Below are 12,627 nucleotides of genomic sequence, written 5' to 3'. Positions count from 1 at the left end.
TACTATTCTGCAGAAATTCGTCGAATCCTTTATTTTTTTCTAACTTTTTCACAAAATTTATTTTTCTAGTAATATAAAATATTTTCAATTTTCCCAGTTATTTTTGTCTGACATGGTCTTGACTTCTTTATCCACATGATAAATAAATAAAAAGATTTCAGCGACTGCGTGATAAAGTTCTTTCGGAATTTGCTCGTTCACTTCCACCTTATGGAGGATTTCATTAAACGAAGGATCCTGCTGTACAGGAACATGATTGAATTTTGCAGCTTCCTTGTGAAAGAGTGAGTGAAACGGTTTGAATTGATTATAAATTGTGACAGTCATGATGCAGTTTTGAATATGTAAATCAATCAAGGGCTGAAGGAATTGCCCTATTTACCGGATTTAAACTAAACCAATAGGTCCCTGAAGAAGGAACGCTGCTGTCGATCATCGCCTTTAGTTTAGAATCTCCAATTTGTATGACAGCAAGATCGCCGCTTTTTTCAAGGATCTTTCCATAAATGATGCTGTTCTTCCTGAATGAGTATCTGCCTTTTACCTGCAATGATTTTATTCATTACTACTGCTCCCTTATTTACTTAATGCCATTTCTTTCACAGGAGAAAAGCTCTTGCGGTGATAGTCTGTTACTCCATTCTTATTTAAAGCTTCAAGATGCAGCTTTGTTCCATATCCCATATTTTGATCGAACCCGTACTGGGGAAATTTCTGTGCAAGCTTTTTCATGATTCGATCTCTGGTGACTTTTGCCACGACGGAGGCCGCAGCGATGCTCACGCTTCTTGCATCCCCTTTTATCAATGATTCTTGAGGGATTGGCAGGGCAATCTCCATTGCATCAATGAGCATATACTCAGGCCGCACAGCGAGCTCATCTACAGCCTTCAGCATAGCAGCTTTAGTAGCCTGATAGATGTTCACCTCATCAATTTGCGCAGGTGAAATAGTCCCGATTCCATAAGCGACAGACTCACTGACGATCTTCTCAAAAAATAACTCTCTTTTTTCTGCTGACAGTTTTTTGGAATCAGTTAACCCTGGCAGGAAAAATTCTTCAGGAAGGATAACAGCAGCAGCCACAACAGGCCCTGCCAGCGGACCGCGTCCGACTTCATCAATTCCGCATATGTATTTATATCCCTTGTCTCTTGCCTGACGCTCAAATGTCATCATGTCTTCAAACATCTGCTTATCTTTTTTCTTCTGTTCAAATTCGCGCATCCATTTTTCGACCAGTTTTTGTACACTTTTTCGTTCATCTTTTCCGCATTCAAGTAAAAAAGGGTCGCCTGTATGTTCGATTTGAATCAATTTTTGCCTGATTTGCTCAGTTGTTTGTTTTTTCATGGATATCACAGCCTTTATTTATCGGTATGTAAAGTATAAAAGCGAAAAAATGAGTTAATTACCCTGGACTTTCATCATTCTTCATTTACAAAAAAAATAAAGACGCGCCATATAGCGAGTCTTCTTTTCTTATTGCTGAATGCTTTCTGTCGTTTCAAAGCTCAGGCGTCCCAGTTTTTCAGAGCGGATTTCTCTTAGGAGAAGCTCGGATGTTTTATCATAGTCCACCCAGCCGCCAGACATGATGCATCCTCTTTTTTTCGCTACAGCATCAAAAAGCTCTACACGATCCTCAGGGATTTCTTCAAGTGCATATCTTTCTTTAAGCCGGTTTGGATACTTTTCGCTTAAAAATTCCAATGCATATAACGCAACTTCCTGAAGGTTTAAGATCGCATCTTTAATAGCACCTGTAGTTGCTAGCTTTAGTCCGACAAGCTCATCTTCAAATTTAGGCCATAGAATTCCTGGAGTATCAAGCAGCTCAAGCTCCTTGCCTACTTTTACCCACTGCTGGGCAGTAGTGACTCCCGGTCGATCTCCGGTTTTTGCCATATTTTTCTTTGCCAGACGGTTGATAAGCGTCGACTTTCCGACATTTGGAATGCCGATAATCAATGCGCGAATCGCTCTTGGTTTAACCCCTTTTGCAGCTAGTCTGTCAAACTTTTCTTTCAGGACTTCTTTTGACATCGAAACAATCTGTTTCATGCCGGTACCCGTTTTAGCGTCTATCGGCAATGCGTGAATCCCCTGCTCTCTAAAATAGGCAAGCCATTGCTGTGTCGCCTTCGGATCAGCCATGTCAGCTTTATTCAGCAGCACAATTCTCGGTTTGCTCGATATAATTTCATCGATCATCGGATTTCTTGATGATACCGGAATTCTCGCATCTACAAGTTCAAAAACGATATCTATTAACTTTAATTTTTCGGTTACTTGACGTCTTGCTTTGGCCATGTGGCCGGGAAACCATTGTATAGTCATGCTTTACACCTGCTTTATTTCTTTACTCAACAAATCGAATATCATTTAATGGCCAGTAGATCAGGCTTGTTTGTCCCATAACCTCATCTTTGGATACCGGGCCGATATGGCGGCTGTCTTTGCTGTATCTCCGGTTATCACCCATTACAAACAACTGGCCTTCAGGGACTTCTTCAACTGTAAACGGTTCTGTCAAAGGTCCGTCAATTAACGTGTTTTTATACTCATCTAAATAAGGCTCTTCATAGGCTTTTCCATTAATGTAGAGCGTATCATCACGGTATTCTACACGGTCTCCCGGAAGTCCAATGACTCTTTTGATGTAGTCCTTTTCTTCAGTTGCATGAAAAACGACAATATCAAACCGCTCCGGTTCACCTATTTTATACCCAATTTTATTAACTATCATGCGGTCCTGATCGTGCAGGGTAGGCATCATGGACAATCCATCCACAACAATTGGTGCAAATAAGAAATATCGGATAACGGCTGCGAGTATTACTGCAATAGCAAGTGCTTTGATCCATTCAAACAACTCGCTCTTTTTTCGAGTCATCTTTGAGCTCACCTTCTCATACACGTTTTTGTCATGAATCTTTTTATCGTCAGCTTTTCATTGTTTACATTAAGAAAAAAGGACTTGTTCAAAGTAAACAAGCCCTTTTTGGTACGATCGATTATCGAATTTCTTTAATACGAGCCGCTTTACCGCGTAATTCGCGCAAGTAGTAAAGTTTCGCACGGCGTACTTTACCGCGACGGATAACTTCTAACTGTGCGATTTTAGGTGTGTGAACTGGGAATGTACGTTCTACGCCTACCCCATAAGAAATTTTGCGAACTGTGAAAGTTTCGCTGATTCCACCACCACGACGCTTAATGACAACACCTTCAAAAATCTGAATACGCTCACGAGTTCCCTCAACAACTTTAACGTGTACACGTACAGTGTCTCCAGGACGGAAAGCAGGAAGATCAGATCTTAATTGTTCTTTAGTGATATCTTCAATTAGTTTTTGCATCGTTTTCAACTCCTTCCAACAGATGCTCATTACAAAATAAATCATGCAGCGGAACACCGTTTTAGTGTGATGAGCGCCAAATGCCTTTCAAGGAAAAACACTTTATAGGCAACCAAATCACAAGAAACATCATATCATATCGAATCTTCTCATGCAATACTGCATTTAACCTTTTTTAAATTCTTCTATCCACTTTTTCTGCTTGTCTGATAGATCGAAGGAGCTCAGCAAATCCGGTCTCCTGTTAAAAGTCCGGCGAAGCGATTCTTTTTCCCGCCATTCTTCAATTTTAGCATGATTGCCGGAGATTAAGACATCTGGAACCTTCATTCCGCGGAATTCAGATGGACGAGTGTAGTGAGGATGCTCCAGAAGCCCTGTGCTGAAGGAATCGAGCACAGGAGAGTCCTCATTGCCCAAAACGTCCGGAAGCAGCCTGACGACGCTGTCAGCGATAACCATTGAAGCCAGTTCTCCGCCGGTAAGAATAAAATCTCCAATCGAAATTTCATCCGTTACTAAATGCTCTCTGATTCTCTCGTCATATCCTTCATAATGTCCGCAGATAAAAACAAGATGCTCTTCCTTTGCCAGTTCCTCTGCTTTTCTCTGGGTATAGGTTTCACCCTGGGGGCATACGAGAATAATTTTAGGGGCAGATGCACTTTCCTTTTGAATATCTTGTACAGCATCGAATATAGGCTGCGGCTTAAGAACCATGCCCGCTCCTCCGCCATATGGATAGTCATCAACAATGGAGTGCTTATGGTCAGAGTAATCTCTGAAATTGGTTACTTTAAAGCTGACGGCACCCTTTTCTTCCGCTTTTTTCAAAATGGAATTGCCGATTACTCCATGAAACATTTCGGGAAAGAGGGTTAAGAAATCAATTCTCATTCGTCAATTAGTCCTTCCATTAATGAAATAATAATGCGCTTTTCTTCAACATCAATTTCTTTAACAACGTCGTCTATGAAAGGAATTAACGCATCCTTTTTGTTTTTTCTTTTGACAATCCAGACGTCATTGGCCCCTGTTTCGAGAATTTCTTTAATCGTTCCAATTTCTTCTCCAGCGTCTGTTAAAACAGTACATCCAATAATTTCGTGAAAATAGTACTCACCCTCATCAAGATCTGTTAACTGGCTTTCAGGGACTTTAATAAGATAATTTTTATATTTCTCGACATCATTAATTGAACCATGCCCATCAAAGGTAAGAAGATCAAATGTTTTATGAAAACGATGTGTCTTTATTTTTACTTCCACAGGCTCTTGTTGTTCAGATTGAAAGAGATAAAGAACGTTGCCTGTCTGATAACGTTCTTCAGGAAAATCGGTCGTTGATAAAACTCTGACTTCTCCTTTTACACCGTGAGTATTTACAATCTTACCTACATTAAACCATTTTTCTGTCATTACCATTCACCTCTAGCGTATTTCGACTACAATACCATCTTTAATCACAATCGTCTTTTCCTTTATAAGATCATCCCAGCGGTCCCCGACATGAACCTCCAGAATGGCGTTCATCTCTTTTTCTTTTATTTCGCTTCCAAGCGGCAGGGTATGTATTTGCTGTATTTGAAAGTCAGCTATTTTTATTTTGTCCATCCGCTTTGATATTTCCCGCTGATATTGTTTGCGCATTTCTTCTGTCTGATTCGTTTTTTCTTTTTTCTTGAGCTGAAAGGCAAGCTGATCAATTTCCCGTTCCAGCTGCTGTTTGGTTTGCATAAAATGATTTAAAAGCTGTTCCCTGCTCGTTTCTGTCAATATTTGTTTGACGGTAACTGTCTGGAAGATTTCCATCGCCATTCCTCCGGTAAGCTATTCTAATAACAGAGATATTCATCACTTTCATTGTACAAAAAAAGGGGAGGTTATACCTCCCCTTTTTTGCTTAATCATTAATTTCCAACTGGACTCTTTTTTTAGAGTTAGATCCTGCTGCGTATACAACAGTCCGAATCGCCTTCGCTATCCGGCCGTGTTTTCCAATCACCTTGCCGATATCATCTTGATGTAAGGTTAATTCGTAGACAATTTGATGTTCACGTTCATTTTCTACAACAGACACATCTTCAGGATGGTCAACAAGCGGCTTCACGATCGACTCGATTAACTCTTTCATCGTTTTAGCCTTACTTGCTGTGTTTAGCGTTATGGAATTTTTCCATAATGCCTTGATTTGAGAACAAGTTGCGAACTGTGTCAGATGGTTTTGCACCATTTTGCATCCATTTAAGAGCAAGCTCTTCGTTAATGTCTACGATTGCCGGGTTAGCAACTGGATTGTAAGTTCCAACTGTTTCGATGAAACGTCCATCACGTGGTGAACGAGAATCTGCAACTACGATACGATAGAAAGGAGATTTGTTAGCTCCCATGCGTTTTAAACGAATTTTTACTGCCATTTTATAAAGCACCTCCGAAAATATTTCAACAAGATAGTATGATATCAATGAAAAAGCACTTTGTAAAGTGTTTTTTCTTAACACCTAAAAATTGTTACATAAACGGAAATTTCATTCCGCCTTTTTTCTTCCCTTTTGACATGCTCGTCATTTGCTTCATCATCTTTTTCATGTCCTCAAATTGCTTTAAAAGACGGTTAACTTCCGGTACGGTCGTTCCGCTTCCTTTTGCAATCCGTTTTCTGCGGCCAGAGTTGATGATTTCAGGATGCTGTTTTTCTTCCTTTGTCATCGAACGGATGATGGCTTCAACAGAACCAATCTGTTTCTCATCGACTTGAGCATTTTTTAAGCCTTTAATTTTGTTAGCGCCAGGGAGCATTCCAAGAAGCTCATCAAGCGGTCCCATGCTGCGGACTTGTCCGAGCTGTTCGAGGAAGTCGTCAAATGTAAACGAAGCAGTCCTCATTTTTTGTTCGAGTTCTTTTGCTTTATCTTCATCCACATTGGCCTGTGCCTTCTCAATCAATGTGAGAACATCGCCCATGCCTAAAATACGGGATGCCATGCGTTCTGGATGAAATGCTTCAATCGCATCCAATTTTTCTCCAAGACCAACGAATTTAATCGGTGTTTGGGTAACAGATCTGATAGATAGTGCAGCCCCGCCTCGAGTGTCACCATCAAGCTTTGTCAGGACAACGCCTGTTAAGCCGAGCTGATCATTGAAGCTTTGCGCTACATTTACGGCATCCTGTCCGGTCATCGCATCAACAACGAGGAAAATTTCATCAGGTTTTGATAATTCTTTTACCTGCTGAAGCTCATCCATCAGTGTTTCATCAATATGAAGACGGCCCGCTGTATCAATCAGAACGTAATCAAGATGCTCTTTTTTTGCATGTTCAATCGCCTGCTTGGCAATTTCAACAGGACTCACTTGATCACCCAGGGAAAAGACAGGCATATTCAGCTGTTTTCCAAGCGTTTCAAGCTGTTTGATGGCAGCTGGACGGTAAATATCTGCAGCGACGAGAAGTGGATTGCGGTTATGTTTCTTTCGAAGCAGGTTCGCAAGCTTTCCTGTTGTCGTTGTTTTACCGGCACCTTGCAGTCCAACCATCATAATAACGGTTGGCGGTCTGTTGGCGACGGCAATTTTGCTCTGTTCGCCGCCCATTAAAGCAGTCAGCTCTTCTTTAACAACTTTAATGACCTGCTGGCCAGGAGTTAAGCTTGTCATAACTTCCTGCCCAACTGACCGTTCGCTTACTTTTTTTACAAAATCTTTTACGACTTTAAAGTTAACGTCTGCTTCTAGAAGCGCTAAACGCACTTCACGCATCATTTCTTTTACATCAGACTCCGACACTTTGCCTTTGCCGCGGATTTTTGCGATTGTATTCTGCAGTCGGTCGGCTAATCCTTCAAATGCCATACATGCCGCCTCCTAATCTAATTTCTCCAGCGCCTCAATCAGCGTCAAAAGTGAACGTTCCTGATCAATCTTGAACGCTGCAGCTTTTAATTGTTCAATCAAATGTTGACGCTCTTGAAATTTTTGAAAAAGCAATAGTTTGGTTTCATATTGCTCTAACATTGCCTCAGTTCGTTTTATGTTATCATACACGGCCTGCCGGCTAATGTCGTACTCTTCAGCAATTTCACCCAAGGAGTAATCATCAAGATAATAAAGCGACATATAGCTTTTTTGCTTTGGTGTTAACAACGATTGATAAAAGTCAAAGAGATAATTTACTCTCGTTGTTTTTTCAAGCATCACTCAGAGTCTCTCCTTTGTTAAGGGAATTGCCTTTACAAGTCATTAGTTTACAAGCTATTGAATTCCATGTCAAGTTTTTTTCTTAACACTTAGAAAAGCGGAGCAGACTCCTGAACGCTGGATAGTTAGTGCCCGGTTATAGTGAAACCGCATTTGCCGATAGGAGGCTCCAGGGGATAGTGTATCACCGGTTCCGGATAATAAGCATAATATCGGCGGTACCGCACCCTTCAAAATGTGTTCTTTTACACTAGTAGCAGACGGTAATGGACATTTTAGGATTATTTTAATGAATTAGTGGGACCTTTTTTTGCTATTCAGATTGTAATTGAGGTTCAGAAAGTTAGACCCGCTTTTTCATCCATATATTGGATTTCCCGCTATTTATTTAAAGGAACTGAAAAAGAAAAAAACTGTCTCAGCTTAAGCCGTAAACACGACTTCATGAGACAGTTCATCTGTTTATGCTTCTTCTACTAAATCAGCAAATAGTCCATATACATATTGTTCTGCATCAAATTCCTGAAGGTCATCCATTTTTTCGCCGAGGCCGACAAATTTCACGGGTATGCTCAGTTCATTGCGGATAGCAAGAACGATGCCGCCTTTTGCAGTTCCATCAAGTTTCGTCAGGACAATACCTGATACATCTGTCGCCTGAGAAAATTGTTTCGCCTGGACCATGGCATTTTGGCCTGTTGTTGCGTCAAGGACGAGCATGACTTCATGCGGAGCACCAGGGATTTCACGTTCAATGACGCGCTTCACTTTTTCGAGTTCTTTCATAAGGTTTACCTTATTTTGCAGGCGTCCTGCTGTATCACATAATAGGACATCTACTTTCCTGGCTTTAGCGGCCTGAACTGCATCGAACATGACAGCAGCTGGATCTGAACCGGCTGACTGCTTGATCACATCCACTCCTACGCGCTCTCCCCATACTTCGAGCTGTTCAATCGCACCGGCACGGAATGTGTCACCGGCAGCGAGCAGGACGGACTTGCCCTCACTCTTAAGTTTGTGTGCGAGTTTGCCGATCGTCGTTGTTTTTCCGACACCGTTAACTCCAACAAACAATACGACGTTTAATCGGCCTTCTTGAATATCAAGTTTTGGCGATTCAGCATCTTCTCCTTGATAGATGTCAACGAGTTTTTCTGAAATGACAGAGCGCACATCTTTTGAATCTTGAATGTTGCGGCGTTTAACTTCTGTTTTCAGCTCGTCAATCAGTTCCATCACCGTTGATACGCCAACATCAGCACCGATCAATACCTCCTCAAGCTCTTCAAAAAACTCTTCATCTACTTTACGGTAGCGGGCTACAAGGTTATTTACCCGTTCTGAAAATGAGACCCGTGTTTTTGTCAGACCGTCTTTAAATTTTTCCGGTGAAGAATCCGGCTGCTGTTGTGTAAATTTCTCTTTTAATTTTTTAAAAAAACTCATTCAGCTACTTCCTTTCATCCTGATTGCACAAATTCTTTTGTTTCTTCCAAGCGGACCGATACCATTTTAGACACGCCTGACTCCTGCATGGTGACACCATACAGAACATCGGCATCTTCCATCGTGCCTTTGCGGTGGGTAATGACGATAAATTGTGTGTCTTTGCTGAATTTCTTCAAGTATTGAGAAAATCTGTGGACATTCGCCTCATCAAGCGCTGCTTCAACCTCATCAAGTACGCAAAATGGCACAGGACGGACTTTTAAAATTGAGAAAAGCAATGCGATTGCTGTTAATGCACGCTCTCCGCCAGATAAAAGACCCAGGTTTTGAAGTTTTTTTCCTGGAGGCTGAGCGACAATATCTACCCCTGTGTTCAGCAAATCATCCGGCTTTGTAAGCCTGAGCTCTGCACGGCCGCCGCCAAATAGCGCTTGAAAGACAGACTCGAAATGAGATCTGATTTGGGTGAAGGTATGATGAAATCTCTTTTTCATTTCTTCATCCATTTCACCGATGACCTGATAGAGAGTGTCTTTGGCTTCTTGAAGGTCATTGCGCTGATCAGTCAGGAAATGGAACCGTTCTGAAACCCTCTCATATTCATCGATCGCTCCAAGGTTGACAGTTCCAAGCTCTTCAATCGCAAGCTTAATAAGCCTTACGCGCTTGCGTGCCTCACCCACATCAAGATCCAATACATATTTTTCCTTCGCCGCTTCAAATGTAAGCAAGTATTCCTCGCGCAAATGATTTAATCGATTATCAAGCTCTACATCAAATCGGTTTAATCTGACCTCTTCATCTTTTAAAAGATCTGAAAGCTGCTTGTGCTGCCTATTTAATTCTTTTACTTCCCGTTCAGAAACTTCAAGCTGATCCTGGAGTTTCAGGCGCTGATTTCGTCTGACGGAAATCAGTTCAATGGTCTTGTTTTTGTCTTCGCGTTTTTGACGGGCCGTTTCCTCCAATTTTTCCTCGCCCGAGAAATTGGAATTCATTTCATCGTGCAGGAAATTCAAATCTTCCCGTGCTTCAGTCAGCTTCTTATGCTGATCATCAAGCTCAAGCTTCGTCCGCTCTGCTTTTTCAAGCTGGTTTTCTAGTGATTGCTTTTTGCTTGCTAAAACAACTTTTAGATCTGTTATTGCGTTTTGAACTTCTTCTTTTGAAGATTGCTGGGTTGTTTTTTGAGCCGATAATTCTGCAATAAGCTCATCCAGATGCTCCATTTTTTCCATAGAAGCATCCAGCTGTAAAGCAAGCTCTTCTTTCCGCTTTATCATTCTGGCCTGTTCATCCTGATATGATTCTTTTTCAGCATCATAAAGAGAAAGATGATCGTTAACATTCTTCTCGTTCATTTCCGTCTCTCTCAGTTCGGACCTTACTGACTGTGTTTCAATTCTCAGCTGTTCTCCTTTTTCTCTTTGAACCTCTAATTGCTGATCCTGAGCTGAAATCGAGTCCTTCAGTGACTTCACATCTTCTTCCAGCTGACTTGTTTTATCGCTCATTTCTTTATATTGCTTTTCAATCGTTTCTAATTCGCGGCTGCGGCTTAAGAGTGAATTGTTTTTTTGCTTGACCGCTCCGCCTGTCATCGATCCCCCAGGATTTACAACATCTCCGCCCACTGTAACGAAGCGAAAACGGTAGTTTAGCAGTTTAGCAAGTTCATTTGCACCCTTCAAATCTTCTGTGACAACGACTGTGCCGAGCAAATTAGATACAGCCCTCTGATAGCGCTGGTCAAAAGAAACCAGGTCTGAGGCAATTCCTTTAAAAGCACTGTGGCTTCTAAGCGTTTGAAGATCATGCGCTGATACGGTGCGTTCCTTCATTACGGTTAATGGCAGAAAAGTAGCTCGGCCAAACGCATTTTTCTTCAGATATGAAATGGCTGTTCTTGCAGCTTGTTCGTTTTCAACAACCACATGCTGCGCAGCACCTCCAAGGGCAATTTCTACAGCAGTTTCAAATTGCTTGTCCGTTGTTATAAGCTCTGCAATAGCGCCATGAATGCCTTGGAGCTGATTACGCTGCTTCAGCACTTCCTTTACACCCTGGAAAAAGCCTGCGTAATCCTCCTGCATGGTCTCAAGCATTTCTTTGCGCGATTTCGTCTGCTGCAAATATTGATAAGCTTGGTAGAGAGACGTTTCTCTTTTTTGATAGGCTGCTTTATCCTTCTCTAATTTTGCCTGTGCTGCACGGAAGGTTTTAATTTGTTCATCCAGCTGAGCCTCAAGTAAAGAGAGCTTTGCTTCAAGTCTTCTCTTTTTCTCTTCAATCTCATTCCGCTCGTTAATGTATTTTTGATTCGCATCTTTTAACCGGCCGGTTTTCTTTGTTTGCTGATCCATTTGATCATCTATGTACGTCATTTCATTTCTTGACTGGGCCTGCGCATTCAGCAAATCAAAATATTCACTTTTGAGAGATTCGATTTTCTCTTCAATGTTTTGATCGTACGTGGACAGCTGTGTTTGTTTTTCCTGCAGCTGCATTTTAAGATCGCTGACTTCTTTTTGAAGCTTTTCCAATAATGCTGACTGAGTTTTCTTTTCATGTTCAAGAGCTGACGTGCGTTCAGATGCTTCTTCGATTATTTTTTGAAGCTGCGATTTATTCTGATGGGCATTTTTTTTACGCTCTTTAAGTACCTCTTTGCGGCCCTCAAGCTTTTCAAGGTCCTCACTTGCCAGGAGCAGCACTTGCTGAAGATCGTTAATTGATTCGTCTAAAGCCTGGGACTGATCTCTGATTTGTTCAATTTCAGCCTCTTTCTTTTGAACAGAAGCGAACAGGCTGCTTTCTTGCAGTCTTCCATTCTCAACAGTCTCTGATAAAGACTCCCATTTTTTATGCAGCTCTTCAATTTCATAGACAGTGAGTGCTACTTCAAATTGCTCCAGCTCTTCTTTTTTCTCAAGAAAATCCTTTGCAATCGATGCCTGAATTTTAAGAGGCTCAACCTGGCCTTCAAGCTCATGAAGAATATCTTGAACACGATTGAGATTTTCCTGCGTTTCCGCAAGCTTGAACTCTGCTTTTTTCTTTCGTGTTTTATATTTTAAAACACCTGCCGCTTCTTCAAAGATGCTGCGTCTTTCCTCCGCTTTGCTGCTGAGGATTTCTTCCACTTTTCCTTGGCTGATGATTGAAAAAGCTTCTTTGCCAAGTCCGGAATCCATAAAAAGATCCACAATATCTTTCAGCCGGCAGGACTGATTGTTTATATAAAAGTCGCTTTCACCGGATCTGTACACTCTTCTCGTAACCGATACTTCATGATAATCGATTGGCAGAAACTGATCTTCGTTATCGAGGGTCAGAGTAACCTCCGCCATATTTACGCCTTTTCTCGAGTCACTGCCGGCAAAGATAATATCCTCCATTTTCGTTCCCCGGAGAGATCGTGCCGACTGCTCGCCGAGCACCCATCTGATGGCGTCTGTTATATTGCTTTTTCCGCTGCCGTTGGGTCCGACTACTGCGGTCACGCCTTTTACAAAATCTACATTCACCCGCTCTGCGAATGATTTAAATCCTACTATATCCAAACGTTTGAGGAACATTTAGGATCCTCCCTGCTATTCTTTAAAATCAACCAT

15 protein-coding genes are annotated in these 12,627 nt (G+C 41.6%); all 15 read right to left on the bottom strand.

Annotated features, from left to right (window positions below; all coding sequences use genetic code 11):
• Nucleotides 1-84: 84 nt before the first annotated feature.
• On the bottom strand, nucleotides 85-357 hold the full coding sequence (locus LIT25_10520; GenBank protein ID USK35686.1) for an EscU/YscU/HrcU family type III secretion system export apparatus switch protein: 273 nt from the start codon (nucleotides 355-357) through the stop codon (nucleotides 85-87).
• Nucleotides 350-550, bottom strand: coding sequence for a hypothetical protein (locus LIT25_10515; GenBank protein USK35685.1), 201 nt, complete (start codon nucleotides 548-550; stop codon nucleotides 350-352). Before LIT25_10515 ends, LIT25_10520 begins: the two co-directional genes overlap by 8 nt.
• A 26-nt stretch (nucleotides 551-576) precedes the next feature.
• Complete coding sequence (locus LIT25_10510; GenBank protein ID USK35684.1) at nucleotides 577-1,353, bottom strand: ribonuclease HII; 777 nt, start codon at nucleotides 1,351-1,353, stop codon at nucleotides 577-579.
• 129 nt (nucleotides 1,354-1,482) lie between these two features.
• Nucleotides 1,483-2,340, bottom strand: coding sequence for a ribosome biogenesis GTPase YlqF (gene ylqF, locus LIT25_10505; GenBank protein USK35683.1), 858 nt, complete (start codon nucleotides 2,338-2,340; stop codon nucleotides 1,483-1,485).
• Between the two features lie 22 nt (nucleotides 2,341-2,362).
• The gene (gene lepB, locus LIT25_10500; GenBank protein USK35682.1) at nucleotides 2,363-2,896 is read right to left on the bottom strand and encodes a signal peptidase I; all 534 of its coding nucleotides are present in this window, start codon (nucleotides 2,894-2,896) and stop codon (nucleotides 2,363-2,365) included.
• A 121-nt stretch (nucleotides 2,897-3,017) separates the two neighbouring features.
• Nucleotides 3,018-3,362, bottom strand: a complete 345-nt coding sequence (gene rplS / locus LIT25_10495; GenBank protein ID USK35681.1) for a 50S ribosomal protein L19 — start codon at nucleotides 3,360-3,362, stop codon at nucleotides 3,018-3,020.
• Between the two features lie 165 nt (nucleotides 3,363-3,527).
• Nucleotides 3,528-4,259 carry a tRNA (guanosine(37)-N1)-methyltransferase TrmD gene (gene trmD / locus LIT25_10490; protein ID USK35680.1) on the bottom strand — a complete coding sequence of 244 codons (732 nt, stop codon included), beginning with the start codon at nucleotides 4,257-4,259 and terminating at the stop codon, nucleotides 3,528-3,530.
• Nucleotides 4,256-4,780, bottom strand: a complete 525-nt coding sequence (gene rimM, locus LIT25_10485; GenBank protein USK35679.1) for a ribosome maturation factor RimM — start codon at nucleotides 4,778-4,780, stop codon at nucleotides 4,256-4,258. Before rimM ends, trmD begins: the two co-directional genes overlap by 4 nt.
• 12 nt (nucleotides 4,781-4,792) lie before the next feature.
• Nucleotides 4,793-5,173: a YlqD family protein gene (locus tag LIT25_10480; protein USK35678.1), complete on the bottom strand. Its 381-nt coding sequence runs from the start codon at nucleotides 5,171-5,173 to the stop codon at nucleotides 4,793-4,795.
• Nucleotides 5,174-5,264: 91 nt separating this feature from the next.
• Nucleotides 5,265-5,495 (bottom strand): KH domain-containing protein, encoded by a 231-nt coding sequence (locus tag LIT25_10475; GenBank protein USK35677.1) that lies wholly within the window; start codon nucleotides 5,493-5,495, stop codon nucleotides 5,265-5,267.
• Between the two features lie 10 nt (nucleotides 5,496-5,505).
• Nucleotides 5,506-5,778 (bottom strand): 30S ribosomal protein S16, encoded by a 273-nt coding sequence (gene rpsP, locus LIT25_10470; protein USK35676.1) that lies wholly within the window; start codon nucleotides 5,776-5,778, stop codon nucleotides 5,506-5,508.
• A 94-nt stretch (nucleotides 5,779-5,872) separates the two neighbouring features.
• Nucleotides 5,873-7,216, bottom strand: coding sequence for a signal recognition particle protein (gene ffh, locus LIT25_10465; GenBank protein USK35675.1), 1,344 nt, complete (start codon nucleotides 7,214-7,216; stop codon nucleotides 5,873-5,875).
• Between the two features lie 12 nt (nucleotides 7,217-7,228).
• Nucleotides 7,229-7,561, bottom strand: a complete 333-nt coding sequence (locus tag LIT25_10460) for a putative DNA-binding protein (protein USK35674.1) — start codon at nucleotides 7,559-7,561, stop codon at nucleotides 7,229-7,231.
• 462 nt (nucleotides 7,562-8,023) lie between these two features.
• Nucleotides 8,024-9,010 carry a signal recognition particle-docking protein FtsY gene (gene ftsY / locus LIT25_10455; protein USK35673.1) on the bottom strand — a complete coding sequence of 329 codons (987 nt, stop codon included), beginning with the start codon at nucleotides 9,008-9,010 and terminating at the stop codon, nucleotides 8,024-8,026.
• A 14-nt stretch (nucleotides 9,011-9,024) separates the two neighbouring features.
• Complete coding sequence (gene smc / locus LIT25_10450; protein ID USK35672.1) at nucleotides 9,025-12,591, bottom strand: chromosome segregation protein SMC; 3,567 nt, start codon at nucleotides 12,589-12,591, stop codon at nucleotides 9,025-9,027.
• Nucleotides 12,592-12,627: the final 36 nt, after the last annotated feature.

The organism is Bacillus sp. F19 (genome assembly GCA_023823795.1).
Lineage (GTDB): Bacteria > Bacillota > Bacilli > Bacillales > Bacillaceae > Bacillus_P.
Note: the sequence above shows the minus strand (reverse complement) of the source record. Positions and strands in the feature narration are given on the sequence as shown.